Genomic DNA, 18,056 nt, shown 5'->3' with positions numbered 1-18,056 from the left:
GCGGCGCATTCTGGGCGCCGTCCGGTCGTCCGGCCATGGCGATTCCTCCGGGTGTCATGCCTAATCCTCCGGCATGCGGGGTTGATCGGTCGCATTGGCAAAAGGATCTGCGATGATGCTTTTATCCCTTTTTCCGTGATTTTTTCTGAAGAGCCACCCGATGCAATTGACCCGTCACCTTGATGCCAACGCCACCCTGGTTTCGCTGATCGAACCGCTGGCGCTGCGCGATGGTTACAGCCAGACCGGGCTGCCGGGCGTGCAGGTGTTGCGCGCCAGTTGCGACGTCGCCCGTGGCCCGCACATTTATGAACCGAGCCTGATGATCATCGCCCAGGGCAGCAAACTGGCGTATCTGGGGCCGCGCACCATGGAGTACGGCGCCGGGCATTATCTGATCCAGGCGTTGCCGGTGCCGTTCGAGTGCGAGACCTACGCGTTGCCGGATGCGCCGTTGCTCGGTGTGTCGGTGGCGATCGACCGGGTGCTGCTCGGCGAACTGGTGCTGGCCATGGGGTTGGCGCCGGGGCGGCATATTCCGGCGCAGACCCCGGAGTCGATGACCTCGGTGGTGCTCGACGATGACATGCGCGGATGCGTCGAGCGCTTGTTGCGCTGTCTGCACGATCCGCTGGAATGCCAGATTCTCGGGCCGGCGCGTGTACGAGAGTTATTGTTCGTGGCGTTGCGCGGACCTCAGGCTGATGTGTTGCGGGCATTGGTGGAGCAGCAGGGGCAGTTTGCCCGGGTGGCGGCTTCGATCAGCCATTTGCACTCGCACTACACCGAACCGTTGAACGTCGAGACGCTGGCCAGTTGCGCGAACATGAGCGTTTCGACCTTTCATGAGCATTTCAAACGCAGCACGTTGCTGTCGCCAGTGCAGTATCTGAAGCGTTTACGTTTGTTGAAGGCGCAGACGTTGTTGATCGCCGAAGGACTGGGAGTGGCGCAGGTGGCGCATCGGGTGGGGTATCAGAGCACGTCGCAGTTCAGTCGCGAGTACAAACGCTATTTCGAGCGCAGTCCGGGGGATGAGCGCGCGGCTTGATCCTGTACAAATCGCGGGCAACAAAAAGGCCCCCATAAAGGGAGCCTTGATGTTCAGCAATTCGACTTACATGTTCGGGTAGGTCGGGCCGCCGGCGCCTTCCGGCGTCACCCAGGTGATGTTCTGCGAAGGATCCTTGATGTCACAGGTCTTGCAGTGCACGCAGTTCTGGGCGTTGATCTGGAAGCGTTTCTCGCCGTCTTCCTTGGTGATCACTTCATACACGCCGGCCGGGCAATAGCGCTGTGCCGGCTCGTCATACAGCGGCAGGTTCTTGCTCAGCGGGATGGTCGGGTCGGTCAGTTTCAGGTGGCACGGCTGTTCTTCTTCATGGTTGGTACCGGAGATGAACACCGAGCTCAGCTTGTCGAAACTGATCTTGCCGTCGGGTTTCGGGTAGTCGATCTTCTTGCAGTCGGCCGCGAGCTTGAGGCAGGCGTAGTCCGGCTTGGTGTCGTGCAGGGTGAACGGCAGTTTGCCGCCGAAGATGTTCTGATCCAGCCAGTTGAAACCGCCGCCGACGATAGCGCCGAACTTGTGGATCGCCGGGCCGAAGTTGCGGCTGGCGAACAGTTCTTCGTAGAGCCAGCTCTTCTTGAACGCGTCGACGTAGGTGGTCAGCTCTTCGGTGCCGTCCTTTTCAGCGAACAGCGCGTCGGCCACGGACTCGGCGGCGAGCATGCCGGACTTCATCGCGGTGTGGCTGCCCTTGATCTTGGCGAAGTTCAGGGTGCCGAGATCGCAACCGATCAGCGCGCCGCCCTTGAAGACCATTTTCGGCAGCGAGTTCAGGCCACCCTTGCAGATTGCGCGAGCGCCGTAGCTGATGCGCTTGCCGCCTTCCAGATATTGCTTGAGCACCGGGTGATGCTTGAGGCGCTGGAATTCGTCGAACGGCGACAGGTAGGTGTTGCTGTAGGAAAGATCGACGATCAGACCGACTACCACCTGATTGTTTTCCAGGTGATAGAGGAAGGAGCCGCCGGTGTTCTCGGTGCCCATGATGTCCATCGGCCAACCGGCGGTGTGCACCACCAGGCCCGGCTGGTGTTTGGCCGGGTCGATTTCCCAGATTTCCTTCAGGCCGATGCCGTAGTGCTGGGCGTCGGCATCGCTGTCGAGGTTGTAGCGCTTGATCAGTTGCTTGCCGATGTGGCCACGGCAGCCTTCGGCGAACAGTGTGTATTTGCCACGCAGTTCCATGCCCGGGGTGTACAGACCTTCTTTCGGATGACCTTCGCGGTCGACGCCGAGGTCGCCGGTGATGATCCCGCGTACCACGCCGTTTTCATCGATCAACGCTTCCTGAGCGGCGAAGCCCGGGTAGATTTCCACGCCCAGGTTTTCGGCCTGCTGAGCGAGCCAGCGGCACAGGTTGCCGAGGGAGATAATGTAGTTGCCTTCGTTGTGCATGGTCTTGGGCACAAAGAAGTCAGGAATTTTTTGCGCGCTTTCGGCGTTTTTCAGCACGAAGATGTCATCGCGGGTGACGGGCGTGTTCAGCGGGGCGCCGAGTTCTTTCCAGTCCGGGAACAGTTCGTTCAGAGCGCGCGGTTCGAACACGGCACCGGACAGGATGTGTGCGCCGACTTCGGAGCCTTTTTCGACCACGCAGACGCTGATTTCCTTACCGGCTTCGGCGGCCTTCTGCTTCAGACGGCAGGCGGCGGACAGGCCAGCGGGGCCGGCACCGACGATGACCACGTCGAATTCCATGTATTCGCGTTCCACAGGCTATCTCCTACTCAAGGCTCAACAGTTTTTTTTCTAATTTGGAGGTTCGGTGTCGTATCCGTTATTGCCTTTACGTTAACGTCAAGGCTAATAATGGGCAAACCACCTTTCTCTCTAGGCGGCGCATTATATCTACACCACTCTTAGCGTCCAATACAAACGTTTGTTTGAATCGGCTCCAGCCCAGAGAAATCAAAGAAGCGCGGCTTATGACAGGGCATTTTGGCGTATTGACCAGAATGGGCGTTCCGGTCAAGATACGGGCGGTTTTGCGCTCGCCGTAGGCTGAATGGTGGTTTCAAGAGCACCTCTAAAGACAGGGCGTAGGCGGTAACCGGTGATGCGCAGCGCAGGTTCGGCGCGCAGTTTACACACCGCAAAGCGGCATGACTCGTCGGTCACGACTGACGAACGGTCATCCCGCTCAGCCGGCGTTTTTAGAGGTGCCCTTGTGCCCGATGAGCATCAACCGCCAGGTTCGCCTAGGCGACTTTCTTTTCACCGGAGAGTAACGAGGAATCCATGAAGGTTCTTGTAGCTGTCAAACGCGTTGTGGATTACAACGTCAAGGTTCGCGTCAAGGCGGACAATTCCGGCGTAGACCTCGCCAACGTCAAGATGTCGATGAACCCGTTCTGCGAAATCGCAGTGGAAGAAGCCGTACGCCTGAAAGAAAAAGGCGTTGCGACTGAAATCGTCGTCGTCTCCATCGGCCCGTCCACCGCTCAGGAACAGCTGCGTACCGCACTGGCTCTGGGTGCCGACCGCGCCATCCTCGTCGAATCCGCTGAAGACCTGACTTCCCTGGCCGTGGTCAAGCTGCTCAAGGCCGTGGTCGACAAGGAACAGCCTCAGCTGGTGATCCTGGGCAAACAGGCCATCGACAGCGACAACAACCAGACCGGCCAGATGCTCGCTGCACTGAGCGGCTACGGTCAGGGCACTTTTGCCTCGAAAGTCGAAGTTTCCGGCGACAGCGTTGCCGTGACCCGCGAAATCGACGGCGGCGCGCAGACCGTTTCCCTGAAACTGCCAGCGATCGTCACCACCGACCTGCGTTTGAACGAGCCGCGCTACGCGTCCCTGCCAAACATCATGAAAGCCAAGAAGAAGCCTCTCGAAGTGCTGACTCCGGACGCTTTGGGCGTTTCCACCGCCTCCACCAACAAGACCCTGAAAGTCGAAGCGCCGGCTGCACGTAGCGCGGGCATCAAGGTCAAGTCGGTGGCTGAACTGGTCGAGAAACTGAAAAACGAAGCGAAGGTAATCTGATCATGACTATCTTGGTAATCGCCGAACACGACAACAAGGTGCTGGCTCCGGCCACCCTGAACACCGTGGCTGCCGCTGCCAAAATCGGCGGCGACATTCACGTTCTGGTTGCAGGCCAGGGCGCTGGCGCCGTGGCTGAAGCCGCCGCGAAAATCGCGGGTGTGAGCAAAGTCCTGAACGCTGACAATGCTGCCTACGCGCATCAGCTGCCGGAAAACGTTGCTCCGCTGGTAGCCGAACTGGGCGCTGGCTACAGCCACATCCTGGCTGCCGCTACTTCCAACGGCAAAAACATCCTGCCGCGCGTTGCTGCCCAGCTGGACGTTGACCAGATCTCCGAGATCATCTCGGTAGAAAGCGCTGACACTTTCAAGCGTCCGATCTACGCCGGTAACGCCATCGCTACCGTGCAATCGACCGCTGCGATCAAAGTAATCACCGTGCGTGCCACCGGTTTCGACCCGGTTGCCGCTGAAGGCGGTTCCGCTTCGGTTGAATCCGTTGCTGCTGCTCACAACGCCGGCACTTCCAGCTTCGTCAGCGAAGAGCTGGCCAAGTCCGATCGTCCTGAACTGACCGCTGCCAAGATCGTCGTTTCCGGCGGCCGCGGCATGCAGAACGGCGACAACTTCAAACACCTGTACGCTCTGGCCGACAAGCTGGGCGCTGCCGTTGGTGCTTCCCGCGCCGCGGTCGACGCAGGTTTCGTACCGAACGACATGCAGGTCGGCCAGACCGGCAAGATCGTTGCGCCACAGCTGTACATCGCCGTCGGTATCTCCGGCGCGATCCAGCACCTGGCAGGCATGAAAGACTCCAAAGTGATCGTTGCGATCAACAAGGACGAAGAAGCACCGATCTTCCAGGTGGCCGATTACGGCCTGGTGGCGGATCTGTTCGAAGCCGTACCTGAGTTGGAGAAGCTGGTCTAATCCGGCCGCTTCACTTATAAAGAGCCCGACCTTTTGGTCGGGCTTTTTTTTGTCTCGGATTTGAGTGGGAGCGTTTCGCCATGGATCTGCATCGTCGGTTGGGCTGCTCGTGGTTACTGGGGCTGGCATTGTTGCCGGGCCTGTCGGTGGCGGCGGGCAAGTGCGAGCGGCTGGTCGTCACCGGCAGCCCGGATGCACCGCCGTATCTCTGGCAGGATCCGCAGAACCCCAAACAACTGATCGGTGCCAGCGCCGACCTGTTGCAACAGGTGGCGAAAGAGCTCGGGATCAAAGTCGATCTGCTGTACGCCGGCAAGCGTTCCCAGGCCCTCGACGAGGTGCGCAGCGGGCGCATGGACATGCTGGCTGACGCGCCGCTGACCTTCAATGAGCTGGAAAACCTCGACTACATTCACCCGCCGTTGCTGGAAAACGATTACCTGGTGTGGACGCGCAAGGGCTCGACCCTCGTCTATAGCGAAGCCAAAGACCTGCACGGGCATACCGGAGGCTTGTCGGAAAAGTCTCGAATGACCCCGGCATTCGGCACTTTCGCCGAGCAGCAATTGACCCTGACCCGTACGGCAAACCTGACCCAGGCGTTTCAGAAACTTCTGCTGGGCGAGGTGGAATATGTACTCGCCGGTCGCTACTCGGGCATGGCAGCCGCGCAGGCACTGGGCATGGCCAATGATCTGCTGGCTTTTGAACAACCCATCGACCGGCCCGGTCTGTTCCTCGCGGTTTCGCACAACTCGGCCTGCAACGATCCGTGGTTGCGCGGACAGCTGGCCAAAAAGATGACAGAATTGCCCGCGTCCGGCCTGACGGAAGCCGCGCTGCAACGCAACATCGAGCGCTGGAAGGCGCAGCAGCAACAGCCGCCGCAACCACCTGTCAGCGCCCCAAAACAGTAGGGATTCTTAGTGAGTAATCGACTTCTTTTCGCGGCCATGGCCGTTCTGGCCCTGGCCGGTTGCGCCAGCGATCCGGCACCCAACGAACAAATGCGCCTGACCGAGCAGGCCCTTGAGCAAGCCAAAGCCGTGGGCGCCACCGCTGAAGACGTGCCGGAAATGAAACTGGCAGAAGACAAGTTCAACCGGGCCAAGGGCAGCATGGCCGGCGAATCGTACAAGAATGCGCGGATGCGCCTCGAACAGGCCGAACTCGACGCCCGTCTGGCGGAAGCCAAAGTGTTGACCCAGAAGAGCGAAGAGCAAGTGAATGTGCTCAACACCCGCATCGTCCGACTGCGCAAGCAACTGGGGGATGCCCAATGAGCCTGAAGTCCAAAACCCTCGGCGCTCTGATCCTCACCGGTTGCGCCAGCCTGTACGGCTGCGCCGGTCAGCACAGTGAATCCGCATTGCAGCAGGCCAGCACCGACTTCCAGAAGGTCAAGGAAGATTCCAACGTGCTGCGTATCGCGCCGAAAGACGTGATTCGCGCCGGTGAGTCCCTGGCCCGTGCCGATCGTCTGTCGACGTACTGGGGCAGCGGCTCGGACGTGGTGCATTACGCCTACCTGAGTCAGCGCTACAGCGAAATCGCCCGTGAGCACACCAATCAGGTGCTCAACGAAGAACGCGCAGCGAAACTGGAACTTGAACGCCAGCGCCTGCAACTGGCCCTGCGCGAGTCGAAACTGCTGAGCGTGCAACAGCAGGGCAAATGGCTGGAAGAGCAGATCGTTGCGCTGGCCACCACCCAGACCGACCGTGGCCTGGTGATGACCCTGGGTGACGTGCTGTTCGATACCGGCGAAGCCGAACTGAAAAATTCGGCCAACCGCGTGGTGCTGAAGATCGTGCAATTTCTGCAACTCAACCCGAAACGCGTCGTGCGCATCGAGGGCTACACCGATAGCACCGGCGGCAAGCAGGAAAATCTCAAGCTGTCCCGCGATCGCGCGCAGTCGGTAGCGGACGTGCTGACGGATCTGGGCATCGACGAAAAACGCATTCAGGTCGAAGGCTACGGCGACGAATACCCGGTGGACGCAAACGCTTCCGAGCGTGGGCGTGCGCAGAACCGTCGGGTGGAAATCGTGTTCTCCGACGAAAAAGGCCAGCTCGGCGCCACCCGCTGAGGGTGGCGTTACTGGAAAGCCCGGGCTGTCAGGCAGCGCCGGGCTTTTTTACGTCTGTCGATTACCTCACAAAGCAGTACAGATTTAACCGACACAGCACTGTATGGTTGACTAATATGGCAACTGTCCCAGTACACTTCCAAACTGTTCCGGTATTGTTTCACACAAGAATAAAACGCCCGTGAAATCGAGTGCTGCGTCATGACCAATCTCTTGCTCTACCAACGTATTGCTCAACAGCTGGCCGAAGATATCCGCCGTGGCGTCTATCAACCGGGCGAGCGCGTGCCTTCGGTGCGCAAGATGAGTTCGCAGCTCAACGTCAGCCATGCCACCGTATTGCAGGCTTACGCCAACCTCGAGGATCAGGGCCTGATCCGCGCGCGGCCGCAGTCCGGTTACTACGTGCACCAGACTCCCGCACTGACGGCGCCCACGCCGGACATCGCCCGGGTCGAACGGCCAGGCCTGGTCACCCGCAGCAGCATCATTCAGCAAGTGCTGGTCGAATCCCGTCGTGAAGGCGTGTTCCCGCTGGGTGCGGCGGTGCCGAGTGTCGATTACCTGCCGGTGCGCGCCCTGCATCAGCAACTGGCCAAAGTCACCCGCTTTCACAGCCCTCGGGCGTTCAGCTACATGTTCAGCCCGGGTTTCGAGCCGCTGCGCCGCCAGGTGGCGATTCGCATGCGTGATGCAGGCGTTGTCGTCGACCCTTCGGAAGTGGTGATCACCCACGGTTGCGTCGACGCCTTGCAGATGTCGTTGCGGGTGCTGACTCGCCCCGGTGACCTGATCGCCGCCGAATCACCGACGTATTACGGGTTGCTGCAACTGGCTGACCTGCTGGGCCTGAAAGTCATCGAGATTCCCAGCGATCCTGCCACCGGCATGAGCCTCGAAGCCCTGCAACTGGCGGCCAACCAATGGTCGATCAAGGCGCTGGTGCTGACCACGCGTCTGAGCAATCCACTCGGCGGCACCATGCCGGAAGAACGGCAGAAGCAATTGCTGAGACTGGCCTCGGACTTCGACATCCAGATCGTCGAAGACGACATCTATGGCGAGTTGATGTTCGAACAGGGTCGCACAAAATCACTCAAAGCCTACGACCGGCTCGATCGGGTGATCTACTGCTCGAGTTTTTCCAAGACATTATCGCCCGGTGTGCGCATCGGCTGGATGATCGCCGGCAAGTACCAGCAGGAAATCCAGCGCTTGCAGACTTTCAGCACCCATTCGGCGTGCAGCGTCACGCAAATGGCCATCGCGGCGTACCTGGAAAACGGCGGCTATGACCGGCATTTAAGGTACATCCGCCAGGAATACCGAAAAAATCTCAGCGCATTCCAGCTGGCGGTTCAGCAGTATTTTCCGGAAGGCACTCAGATGACCCGGCCGACCGGTGGATTCATTCTATGGGTCAGTCTGCCAGGGCGGGTCAACACCCAGGAATTGCACGTGCGAGCGCTGCAACAGGGCATCAGCATTGCGCCAGGCCTGATCTTCAGCAACACCGAACAGTTCAACCACTGCATCCGGTTGAACTGCGGCATCCCGTGGAATCGCGAGGCGGAACGGGCGCTGATGACCCTCGGGATGCTGGCGACCCAGCTCTGCCAGGAGATGGCCGGCGGGTTTTGAAACATTGAGGGCGCTTGTCATGTGACGTCCAACAGGCGAGCATATGGCTATCTGCCGTTAGCTTCGTTGGGTTCATGAAAGCGAAATTTTCTGCCGCCTGGGTCGTGTTCTGCTTGCTGTTGATGGGTCATGTGCCCGGCGCTTTGGCGGCTGCGGCGCAGGAAAAGACGCCGGCCACCGCTACCGCGAAAAAACCGGTCACGGCCAAGAAAACCGTTCCAGCGAAAAAAACACCGCAGAAAAAGGCTGCTCCAGCCAAGAAGCGCGCACCGGTCGCTTCCAAGTCGAAGTCGGCAAAAGAAGTGGCCAAGACGCCGTTGCCGTCCGCGAAACTCGATTTGAGCCTGCCCAAAGATATGGTTCAGGAATTGAAACCACCTGGCTCCGTGACGCTGCCCAAACGCGAACCGATTCTGCCGCAAATGTTCGGTGACAAGAACAACGGGTTTCAGCTCAACGGCCGTCTGCTCAGCAACGAAATGCAGCTGCAACTGCGCAATGAGGAGCGTCGAGAAGTCGAAGGCGCGGCGCTGGATTTCGAGTTCAAGCAATAAATCGTCCCCATCGGTGACCCGCAGACCAGACGCTTTGTCGGAGACTGGTCAGTCACTTTCGTTTCTGCGTAAAAACCCCGGTTCAGGCAATTTAAAACAGCCGTTTAAGCGGTTACCCTGTTCCGCGTCCCTTTAACACATTGCCCGCTGCGAGGAATGCGTCGTCATGAAATGCCGTGAAGGCTGTGGCGCCTGCTGCATTGCCCCTTCCATCAGTTCGCCGATTCCAGGCATGCCCGATGGCAAACCTGCCGGTGAACGCTGCGTTCAGTTGTCGGTCGATAACCTGTGCAACATTTTCGGCCGACCGGAACGTCCAGCGGTCTGTTCAGGATTCAAGGCCGATCCCGAAGTCTGCGGCAGCAGCCAGGACGACGCGATCAGACTGCTCGGCTGGTGGGAGCAGATGACGGCGGCGTGATGTGTCAAACGAACGGAACTTCAACAATAAGGAATAAGACTATGGGTTCGCTGCATCGTATCGCTGTGTTGTGTGGTTTGACGGCCGTGCTGGCCACCTCGGCCGCCCAGGCTGAAGACTGGAAAGTCGCCAAGAACGAGGACGGCATCAAGGTCTCCCTGAGCGAAGTGCCGGGTTCGGACTACAAGTCTTATCAGGGCGTGACCGTGATGAAGACCACCATCGCCAAACTGCGCGCCTTGCAGGAAGACGTTTCCGGTGCCTGCGCCTGGATTCACGAATGCAAGACCCAGAAACTGCTCAAGCACGAAGGCGACCAGAGCTGGACCTACACTCAGTTCAACACGCCATGGCCGGTGACTCCGCGCGATTCGATTCTGCATGTCACCACTGTTGAAGGCGCCGATGGCAGCCTGACCCGTAATCTGGAAGGCGTGCCGAAGTACCTGCCTGAAGAAAAGGGCTTTGTGCGGGTTGCTCAAGTCAAAGGCTTCTGGAAGTTCGTACCAAAAGGCGACCAGGTTGAAGTGACCTATCAGGTTCACACCGAGCCGGGCGGCAGCGTGCCGTCGATGATCGCCAACAAGTTTGTGGTCGATGCACCGTTCAACACCCTCAAAGCCTTGAAAGAACGCGCCGAGAAGTAACTGTCGCGTTCATCTGTAAACGCCCCGAAGAACTCGGGGCGTTTTGTTTTCCGGGTTTATTGTGTTTCCAGATATGCGTTGGACGAAATTTTCACAAAGTCTCCAAGACAATTCGCCCGCGCTGTCTGCACCTGTCCCGGTGCGCCGTGCCTTGAATGAAAGCGTCCGGCAACGGGCACTAATCAATGGCAATGCCGCCGGTGATCGTGCAACATTTGCGCTCCGCGCAAGCCCCGGGGCCTGGAATGGCCAACAGAGGGCAGGGCGCAGCTGAATTTTTGCAACTTCAACTTCCAATGGGTCCTAAAACGACATGGCAAACCCGGACGCCCTGAGTCAGCAGCGATCTTCCAGTCGCCTGCTGCAACCGACCGTCAAATCGCATCTGGCCTACACGCTCCTGTGCGCGCTGGTCATGATGGTGATGTTTTCCGTGCTGCGCCTCGCGCTGCTGGTCTACAACCGCGAGATGATCCTCGACACCCCGGCCTCGACCTTCCTCGAAGCCTTCGCCAACGGCCTGCGCTTCGATGTGCGTCTGGTGGTGTACCTGTGCATTCCGCTGGTGCTGGCGCTGTTCAGTGCCCGGGCCATGGCGGCCCGCGGTTTCTTCCGTCTGTGGCTGACCGTTGCTTCGAGCATTGCACTGTTCCTCGGTCTGATGGAGATGGACTTCTATCGCGAGTTCCACCAGCGCCTCAACGGCCTGGTGTTCCAGTACGTGAAGGAAGACCCGAAAACCGTGATGAGCATGCTCTGGTACGGTTTCCCGGTGGTGCGTTATCTGCTGGCCTGGGCCGTGGGCACGCTGATCCTGACCCTGGCGTTCAAGGGCGCCGACCGTCTGACCCGTCCGCGTGGTCCGTTCAGCGGTGGCAACGTCGGCACCCGTCAAGTGGCGCCATGGTATGCGCGTCTGGTTGTCTTCGTAGTATGCCTGCTGGTCTGCGTGGTGGCCGCTCGCGGCACCCTGCGTCAAGGCCCGCCGCTGCGTTGGGGGGACGTGTATACCACCGAATCGAACTTCGCCAATCAGCTCGGCCTCAACGGCACGCTGTCGCTGATCGCGGCGGCCAAGGACCGGATGGGCGAGGATCGCGACAACATCTGGAAAGCCACGCTGCCGCAGGATCAGGCGCAGAAAGTGGTCCGCGAGATGCTGGTGATGCCGGACGACAAACTGGTGGATGCCGATATCGCCGCCGTGCGTCGTGAATACACGCCGCCTGCCGACAAGACCCTGCCGATCAAGAACGTCGTCGTGATCCTCATGGAAAGCATGGCCGGTCACTCGGTCGGTGCTCTGGGCGCGCCGGGCAACATCACGCCGTACCTCGACAAGCTGTCGAAGGAAGGCCTGCTGTTCGACCGTTTCTTCTCCAACGGCACCCACACCCACCAGGGCATGTTCGCCACCATGGCATGTTTCCCGAACCTGCCGGGTTTCGAATACCTGATGCAGACCCCGGAAGGCAGCCACAAGCTGTCCGGCCTGCCGCAGTTGCTCAGCGCTCGTGACTATGACGATGTCTACGTCTACAACGGTGATTTTGCCTGGGATAACCAGTCCGGTTTCTTCAGCAACCAGGGCATGACCAACTTCGTCGGCCGCAACGACTTCGTGAACCCGGTGTTCTCCGATCCGACTTGGGGCGTGTCCGACCAGGACATGTTCGACCGCGGTCTGGTGGAGCTCAAGGCCCGGGAAAACGGCAAGCCGTTCTACGCGCTGCTGCAGACCCTGTCCAACCACACGCCGTACGCCTTGCCGACGCCGCTGCCGGTCGAGCGCGTGACGGATCGTGGCACGCTCAACGAGCACTTGACCGCCATGCGTTACGCGGACTGGGCGCTGGGCCAGTTCTTCGAGAAAGCCCGCAAGGAGCCGTACTTCAAGGAAACCCTGTTCGTCATCGTCGGCGACCACGGCTTCGGCAACGAGCGTCAGATCACCGAAATGGACCTGGGCCGCTTCAACGTGCCGATGCTGATGATCGCACCGGGCATCCAGGAAAAATTCGGTACCCGTGACCACACCGTGGGCACTCAGATCGACATCGTGCCGACCATCATGGGTCGCCTCGGTGGCGAAGTGCGCCATCAGTGCTGGGGCCGCGATCTGCTGAACCTGCCGCAGGGTGACACCGGTTTCGGTGTGATCAAGCCGTCGGGCAGCGAGCAGACCACCGCCATCGTCACCGCCGACCAGATCCTGGTGCTGCCGAAAGAGAAGGAAATGGCACCGAAGATCTATCAGTACGAGCTGGGTGCCAACCCGCACGCTGAAGTGGTACCGGATGCTCCGCGCACAGCCGAGCTGAAACTCAAGCTCGAAGCGTTCCTGCAAACGGCGACCAAGAGCCTGATGGACAACACCGCCGGTGTGATTAACGGCAAGCCGGACTGATCAGTCGGCACCATAAAAAAGAGGCCCTTGAAGGGCCTCTTTTTTTGTCGGTCAAACAGTCATATCCGACCGAGTAACAACAGCACCAACAGGACTACCAGCACTACGCCGATAATGCCCGATGGGCCATAACCCCAACTTCTGGAGTGCGGGAAGACCGGCAGACCACCGATCAGCAACAGGATCAGGATAATGATTAGAATTGTGCCCATGTCTATTTCCTTGTTGATAGTGTCTGTGAAGTCTTGGTGTTCAAGGGCGGCTGGAAGTTGAATTAAATCCAGCCGGCTTATAAATTCCGACTGGTGCACATGAAAGAAAATTCAATGTTTTTTTAAGGTATTTGGCTCGCCTGCTTATTTCGTTTGTTGTTGCGGTTTGCCCTCGCCATTCAGCAATCTGATGGAGCGTGGGTCGCTGCGGATCCTTCGCTACACTCCGCGCATCTTCCCCGGAACAACAAGGCTGTCTGCTATGCAAAATCGCATGATGATCACTGGCGCGGGCTCAGGCCTGGGTCGCGAAATCGCGCTGCGCTGGGCGCGTGAAGGCTGGCAACTGGCCTTGTCCGACGTCAGCGAACCCGGTTTGCAAGAGACCCTGAAACTGGTTCGCGAGGCTGGCGGCGACGGCTTCATCCAGCGCTGCGACGTGCGCGATTACAGCCAGCTAACGGCGTTCGCCCAGGCCTGCGAAGTGAAACTGGGCGGCATCGACATCATCGTCAACAACGCCGGTGTGGCCTCGGGCGGTTTCTTCAGCGAACTGTCGCTGGAGGACTGGGACTGGCAGATCGCGATCAACCTGATGGGCGTGGTCAAGGGCTGCAAGGCGTTCCTGCCGCTGCTGGAACTGAGCAAGGGCAAGATCATCAACATCGCCTCGATGGCCGCGCTGATGCAGGGGCCGGCGATGAGCAACTACAACGTGGCGAAGGCCGGGGTAGTGGCGCTGTCGGAAAGTCTGTTGATCGAACTGGCCCAACAGGAAGTCGGGGTTCATGTGGTCTGCCCGTCATTCTTCCAGACCAATCTGCTGGATTCCTTCCGTGGCCCGACGCCGGCGATGAAAGCCCAGGTCGGCAAGTTGCTGGAAAGTTCGCCAATCACCGCCAGCGATATTGCCGACTACATCTACCAGCAAGTCGCGGCCGGCGAGTTCATGATCCTGCCTCACGAACAAGGGCGTATGGCCTGGGCGCTCAAACAGAAGAATCCGCAGCTGCTGTACAACGAAATGACCGCGATGGCCGAAAAGATGCGCGCCAAGGCCAAACAGAATAACGGCTGAACTTGCCCGGGGTTCACCGCATCGTTAGGGTGGCCGCAACAGTCACCCTGACGAGATGTTTTGCATGCTCAATTACCTGTGGTTCTTCCTCGCCGCGCTGTTCGAAATCGCCGGCTGTTTCGCGTTCTGGATGTGGCTGCGCCAGGGCAAGAGCGCCTTGTGGGTGATCCCGGCGCTGATCAGCCTGACCCTGTTCGCGCTGCTATTGACGCGCGTCGAAGCGACTTACGCCGGTCGCGCCTACGCCGCTTATGGCGGCATCTACATCATTGCTTCGATTGGCTGGCTGGCGGTGGTCGAGCGCATCCGCCCGTTGGGGTCGGACTGGATCGGGGTGGCGCTGTGTGTGATCGGGGCCAGTGTGATCCTGTTCGGACCACGGTTTTCCGCGAGCTGAATCTTGCAGCCTTGAAGGAAACGTCTGAAGGCTTGCGCGACCTGATGCGTAGGGAATGACTGAATTGCCCGGCGTGCATTGTAGGGCGGTCGAAACCCGCGCATCTTCGAGGCTCGCAAACCTTGAAGGACAACCCCCATGCTTGTACTCAGCCGTGTTGTCGGTGAACTGATTTCCATCGGCGACAACATCACTCTGCGCGTTCTGGCGGTCAACGGCTCCAGCGTGCGGTTCGGCGTCGAAGCGCCGGAGCAGATCGGCGTGCATCGCGCCGAGGTCTACGAACGGATCCAGCGCAAACAGGCCAGCGGCAAGGGCCGCTGACTGTTTTCAGTCGAACAGGTGCTTGGGCACGTCGTGCTTGAGCATCAACTGGCATTGCTCGCTTTCCGGATCGAAAACAATCAACGCCTGGCCTTTGGTCAGCGCCTGGCGAACCCGCAATACGCGGGTTTCCAGCGGCGTGTCGTCACCGTTGTCGGTACCGTCGCGGGTGACGAAATCCTCGATCAGGCGGGTGAGGGTGTCGACTTCGAGCGCGTCGTGGGGAATCAGCATGGGCACCTCGGCTAAATCAATGTCGGGATGCTACGGCGAATGATCGCCGAGGGCCAGACTCAACCGTCCGAGCGTTGCCCCACCAGGCTGTCCACCGACGGCACACGGGTGTCGCTCTCCATCTGCGTTTCGTGCTCGATTTGGTGACTGAAGCGATCCAGTGACCCGGTGGCCGGTTGCGCATCGCTGGCGAACACCGGTGGACTCAAAATGTACGCCCCCAGCAGGCGACTGAGCGCCGCCAGGCTGTCGATGTGTGTGCGTTCGTAGCCGTGGGTTGCGTCGCAGCCGAAGGCGAGCAGGGCGGTGCGGATGTCGTGGCCGGCAGTGACCGCCGAATGGGCGTCGCTGAAGTAATAGCGGAACAGGTCGCGGCGCACCGGCAGTTCGTGCTCGCCGGCCAGACGCAACAGGTGCCGCGACAGGTGATAGTCGTACGGCCCGCCGGAATCCTGCATCGCCACGCTCACCGCGTGTTCGCTGGAGTGTTGGCCCGGCGCGACCGGGGCGATGTCGATGCCGACGAATTCGCTGACGTCCCACGGCAACGCTGCTGCTGCGCCGCTGCCGGTTTCCTCGGTGATGGTGAACAGCGGATGACAGTCGATCATCAGTTCCTGACCGCTGTCGACGATGGCTTTCAGTGCTGCCAGCAGCGCGGCGACACCGGCTTTGTCGTCCAGATGTCGGGCGCTGATGTGACCGCTTTCGGTGAACTCCGGCAGTGGGTCAAAGGCCACCACATCGCCGACGCTGATGCCCAGCGAATCGCAATCGGCGCGGGTCGCGCAGTAGGCGTCCAGACGCAGCTCGACGTGATCCCAGCTGATCGGCATCTCATCCACGGCCGTATTGAAGGCATGCCCGGACGCCATCAACGGCAACACGCTGCCGCGAATCACGCCGTTGTCGGTGAACAGGCTGACGCGGCTGCCCTCGGCGAACCGGCTCGACCAGCAACCCACCGGCGCCAGGGTCAGACGCCCGTTGTCTTTCACCGCGCGCACGGCGGCGCCGATGGTGTCCAGGTGCGCCGAGACCGCACGGTCGGGGCTGTTTTTCTTGCCTTTAAGGGTGGCGCGGATCGTGCCGCGACGGGTCATCTCGAAGGGAATGCCGAGTTCTTCCAGACGCTCGGCGACGTAGCGCACGATGGTGTCGGTGAACCCGGTCGGGCTCGGGATGGCGAGCATTTCCAACAGGACTTTCTGCAGGTAGTTCAGGTCCGGTTCGGGAATTTGGGTGGTCATGGAGACTCCTGTTGCGGGGCGTCATTCGCGCGTTGAACGCGGGAATGACGCTGAAGAGAGATCAAACGGCCGGCTGACTGTGCGGAAACAGCAGATCGACAAACCGCTCCGCCGTCGGCTGCGGCTCATGGTTGGCGAGCCCTGCCCGTTCGTTGGCTTCGATGAACACGTACGTCGGTTGATCCGCCGCCGGCACCATCAGGTCGAGGCCGACCATCGGGATCTCCAGCGCCCGAGCCGCGCGCACGGCAGCCTCGGCCAGGGTCGGGTGCAGAATCGCCGTGACGTCTTCCAGCGTGCCGCCGGTATGCAGGTTCGCCGTGCGCCGCACGAACAGATGCTCACCGGCCGGCAGGATGCTGCTGTAGTCGTAACCGGCCGCATGCAGGGTTCGCTGGGTTTCGTGGTCCAGCGGGATTTTGCTTTCGCCGCTGGTGGCTGCTTGTCTGCGTCGGCTCTGCGCTTCAATCAACGCGCCGATGGAATGATGACCGTCGCCGACCACTTCCGCCGGCCTGCGGATCGCCGCTGCAACCACCTCGAAACCGATCACCAGAATCCGCAGGTCGAAGCCTTCGTGAAAGCTTTCCAGCAGCACGCGAGTGTCGAACTGCCTGGCCGCTTCGATGGCCTTCTGCACGTCCTCTATGGTCTGCAGATCCACCGCCACGCCTCGGCCCTGTTCGCCATCCAGCGGTTTGACCACCACTCGCTGGTGCTCATCGAGAAACGCCAGATTGTCGTCCGCATTCCCCGCCAACTGCTGCGACGGCACATTCAGTCCGGCGGCTTTCAATACTTTGTGGGTCAGGCTTTTGTCCTGGCACAGGTTCATGCTGATGGCGCTGGTCAGATCGCTCAGGGATTCACGGCAACGCACCCGGCGCCCACCATGACTGAGGGTGAACAGTCCGGCGTCGGCGTCATCCACCTGCACATCGATGCCGCGTCGATGGGCTTCCTCGACGATGATTCGCGCGTAAGGGTTGAACTGCGCCTCCGGCCCCGGACCGAGGAACAGCGGCTGGTTGATGCCGTTCTTGCGCTTGATGGCGAACGTCGGCAGGTTGCGAAAACCGAGTTTGGCGTAGAGATTTTTCGCCTGCCGGTTGTCATGCAGCACCGACAGATCGAGGTAGCTCAGACCGCGACTCATGAAATGCTCGATCAGATGGCGCACCAATACTTCACCGACACCGGGACGCGAGCACTGCGGGTCGACCGCCAGGCACCACAGGCTGCTGCCGTTTTCCGGGTCGTTGTAGGCCTTCTGGTGATTGAGGCCCATGACGCTGCCGATCACCGCGCCGCTGTCGTCGTCTTCCGCCAGCCAGTACACCGGGCCGCCCTGATGGTGCGGGGTGAGCAGGGTGGCATCGATCGGCAACATGCCGCGCGCCTGATACAGCTGATTGATCGCCTGCCAGTCCGCGTCACTTTGCGCACGGCGGATGCGGAAGCCGCGAAATACGCGGGTCGCCTGACGGTAATCGCTGAACCACAAGCGCAGGGTGTCGGACGGGTCGAGAAACAGTTGGGTCGGCTCGAGGCCGAGAATCTGCTGCGGTGCAGCAACGTACAACGCAATATCGCGCTCGCCCGGCTGTTCGTTGAGCAGTTCCCGGGCAAGGCTCGCCGGATCGGGAAAAGTGTGGCCGATCAGCAACCGGCCCCAGCCGCAATGCACCGCAATCGGCTCGGCGGCCGGCTCGCTGCCGTCCTCGGCCAGACGCGCCTGCAAGCGTTCGTAGGACGGTGTCTGACCGCGTAGTAGCCGTTGGCTGTAAGCCGTGGCGTGAGGTTTCATCGA

General features: G+C 60.2%; 19 protein-coding genes. 14 read left to right on the top strand and 5 right to left on the bottom strand.

Annotated elements, in window-relative coordinates:
• The first annotated feature begins 160 nt into the window (after positions 1–160).
• The gene (locus EIY71_RS08125; RefSeq protein WP_007950856.1) at positions 161–1,051 is read left to right on the top strand and encodes an AraC family transcriptional regulator; all 891 of its coding nucleotides are present in this window, start codon (positions 161–163) and stop codon (positions 1,049–1,051) included.
• 66 nt (positions 1,052–1,117) lie between these two features.
• On the opposite strand, the gene EIY71_RS08120 is transcribed toward EIY71_RS08125, so the two are convergent.
• Positions 1,118–2,782, bottom strand: a complete 1,665-nt coding sequence (locus EIY71_RS08120) for an electron transfer flavoprotein-ubiquinone oxidoreductase (RefSeq protein ID WP_007950858.1) — start codon at positions 2,780–2,782, stop codon at positions 1,118–1,120.
• A 525-nt stretch (positions 2,783–3,307) separates the two neighbouring features.
• Between EIY71_RS08120 and EIY71_RS08115 the strand changes: the two genes are divergently transcribed.
• The 10 genes from EIY71_RS08115 to EIY71_RS08070 all read left to right on the top strand — a co-directional run bounded on the left by EIY71_RS08115 (position 3,308) and on the right by EIY71_RS08070 (position 12,751).
• Positions 3,308–4,057: an electron transfer flavoprotein subunit beta/FixA family protein gene (locus EIY71_RS08115; protein ID WP_134021282.1), complete on the top strand. Its 750-nt coding sequence runs from the start codon at positions 3,308–3,310 to the stop codon at positions 4,055–4,057.
• A gap of 2 nt (positions 4,058–4,059) precedes the next feature.
• A complete protein-coding gene (locus tag EIY71_RS08110; RefSeq protein ID WP_085647477.1) occupies positions 4,060–4,989 on the top strand; it encodes an electron transfer flavoprotein subunit alpha/FixB family protein in 930 nt (309 codons plus the stop codon).
• Positions 4,990–5,069: 80 nt separating this feature from the next.
• Positions 5,070–5,906, top strand: a complete 837-nt coding sequence (locus tag EIY71_RS08105) for an ABC transporter substrate-binding protein (RefSeq protein WP_085745035.1) — start codon at positions 5,070–5,072, stop codon at positions 5,904–5,906.
• Between the two features lie 9 nt (positions 5,907–5,915).
• Positions 5,916–6,272 carry a DUF4398 domain-containing protein gene (locus tag EIY71_RS08100; RefSeq protein WP_173892743.1) on the top strand — a complete coding sequence of 119 codons (357 nt, stop codon included), beginning with the start codon at positions 5,916–5,918 and terminating at the stop codon, positions 6,270–6,272.
• Entirely contained in the window at positions 6,269–7,081 is an 813-nt protein-coding gene (locus EIY71_RS08095) for an OmpA family protein (RefSeq protein ID WP_085745033.1), read from the top strand. Before EIY71_RS08100 ends, EIY71_RS08095 begins: the two co-directional genes overlap by 4 nt.
• Before the next feature lie 201 nt (positions 7,082–7,282).
• A complete protein-coding gene (locus EIY71_RS08090; RefSeq protein ID WP_007950868.1) occupies positions 7,283–8,722 on the top strand; it encodes a PLP-dependent aminotransferase family protein in 1,440 nt (479 codons plus the stop codon).
• Positions 8,723–8,796: 74 nt separating this feature from the next.
• Positions 8,797–9,276, top strand: coding sequence for a translation initiation factor 2 (locus EIY71_RS08085; protein WP_085745032.1), 480 nt, complete (start codon positions 8,797–8,799; stop codon positions 9,274–9,276).
• A 166-nt stretch (positions 9,277–9,442) separates the two neighbouring features.
• Positions 9,443–9,697: a YkgJ family cysteine cluster protein gene (locus tag EIY71_RS08080; RefSeq protein WP_085745031.1), complete on the top strand. Its 255-nt coding sequence runs from the start codon at positions 9,443–9,445 to the stop codon at positions 9,695–9,697.
• Positions 9,698–9,738: 41 nt separating this feature from the next.
• Entirely contained in the window at positions 9,739–10,344 is a 606-nt protein-coding gene (locus tag EIY71_RS08075; protein WP_007950871.1) for an START domain-containing protein, read from the top strand.
• 313 nt (positions 10,345–10,657) lie between these two features.
• Entirely contained in the window at positions 10,658–12,751 is a 2,094-nt protein-coding gene (locus tag EIY71_RS08070) for an LTA synthase family protein (protein ID WP_085745030.1), read from the top strand.
• A 59-nt stretch (positions 12,752–12,810) separates the two neighbouring features.
• Here the strand turns inward: EIY71_RS08070 and EIY71_RS08065 are convergent, their stop codons facing one another.
• A complete protein-coding gene (locus tag EIY71_RS08065) occupies positions 12,811–12,969 on the bottom strand; it encodes a DUF3309 family protein (RefSeq protein WP_169432680.1) in 159 nt (52 codons plus the stop codon).
• 256 nt (positions 12,970–13,225) lie between these two features.
• On the opposite strand from EIY71_RS08065, the gene EIY71_RS08060 reads away from it, so the two are divergent.
• The 3 genes from EIY71_RS08060 to csrA all read left to right on the top strand — a co-directional run bounded on the left by EIY71_RS08060 (position 13,226) and on the right by csrA (position 14,762).
• Positions 13,226–14,041 (top strand): SDR family oxidoreductase, encoded by an 816-nt coding sequence (locus tag EIY71_RS08060; protein WP_085745029.1) that lies wholly within the window; start codon positions 13,226–13,228, stop codon positions 14,039–14,041.
• A gap of 64 nt (positions 14,042–14,105) precedes the next feature.
• Positions 14,106–14,438, top strand: a complete 333-nt coding sequence (locus EIY71_RS08055) for a YnfA family protein (protein WP_007950874.1) — start codon at positions 14,106–14,108, stop codon at positions 14,436–14,438.
• Between the two features lie 138 nt (positions 14,439–14,576).
• Positions 14,577–14,762, top strand: coding sequence for a carbon storage regulator CsrA (gene csrA, locus EIY71_RS08050; RefSeq protein WP_039770603.1), 186 nt, complete (start codon positions 14,577–14,579; stop codon positions 14,760–14,762).
• 6 nt (positions 14,763–14,768) lie between these two features.
• Here csrA and EIY71_RS08045 read toward each other — a convergent pair whose 3' ends face one another.
• The 3 genes from EIY71_RS08045 to ngg all read right to left on the bottom strand — a co-directional run bounded on the left by EIY71_RS08045 (position 14,769) and on the right by ngg (position 18,053).
• Positions 14,769–14,996 (bottom strand): YheU family protein, encoded by a 228-nt coding sequence (locus EIY71_RS08045; protein WP_003172962.1) that lies wholly within the window; start codon positions 14,994–14,996, stop codon positions 14,769–14,771.
• Between the two features lie 59 nt (positions 14,997–15,055).
• Complete coding sequence (locus EIY71_RS08040; protein ID WP_085745028.1) at positions 15,056–16,246, bottom strand: osmoprotectant NAGGN system M42 family peptidase; 1,191 nt, start codon at positions 16,244–16,246, stop codon at positions 15,056–15,058.
• Positions 16,247–16,307: 61 nt separating this feature from the next.
• Positions 16,308–18,053: an N-acetylglutaminylglutamine synthetase gene (ngg, locus tag EIY71_RS08035; RefSeq protein WP_134021280.1), complete on the bottom strand. Its 1,746-nt coding sequence runs from the start codon at positions 18,051–18,053 to the stop codon at positions 16,308–16,310.
• Positions 18,054–18,056 lie beyond the last annotated feature (3 nt).

Source organism: Pseudomonas sp. CH235 (assembly GCF_004368175.1).
GTDB classification, from domain to species: domain Bacteria; phylum Pseudomonadota; class Gammaproteobacteria; order Pseudomonadales; family Pseudomonadaceae; genus Aquipseudomonas; species Aquipseudomonas paraglycinae.
The sequence above is the reverse complement of the archived record's forward strand: the minus strand, read 5'-3'. Positions and strand labels throughout refer to the sequence as shown.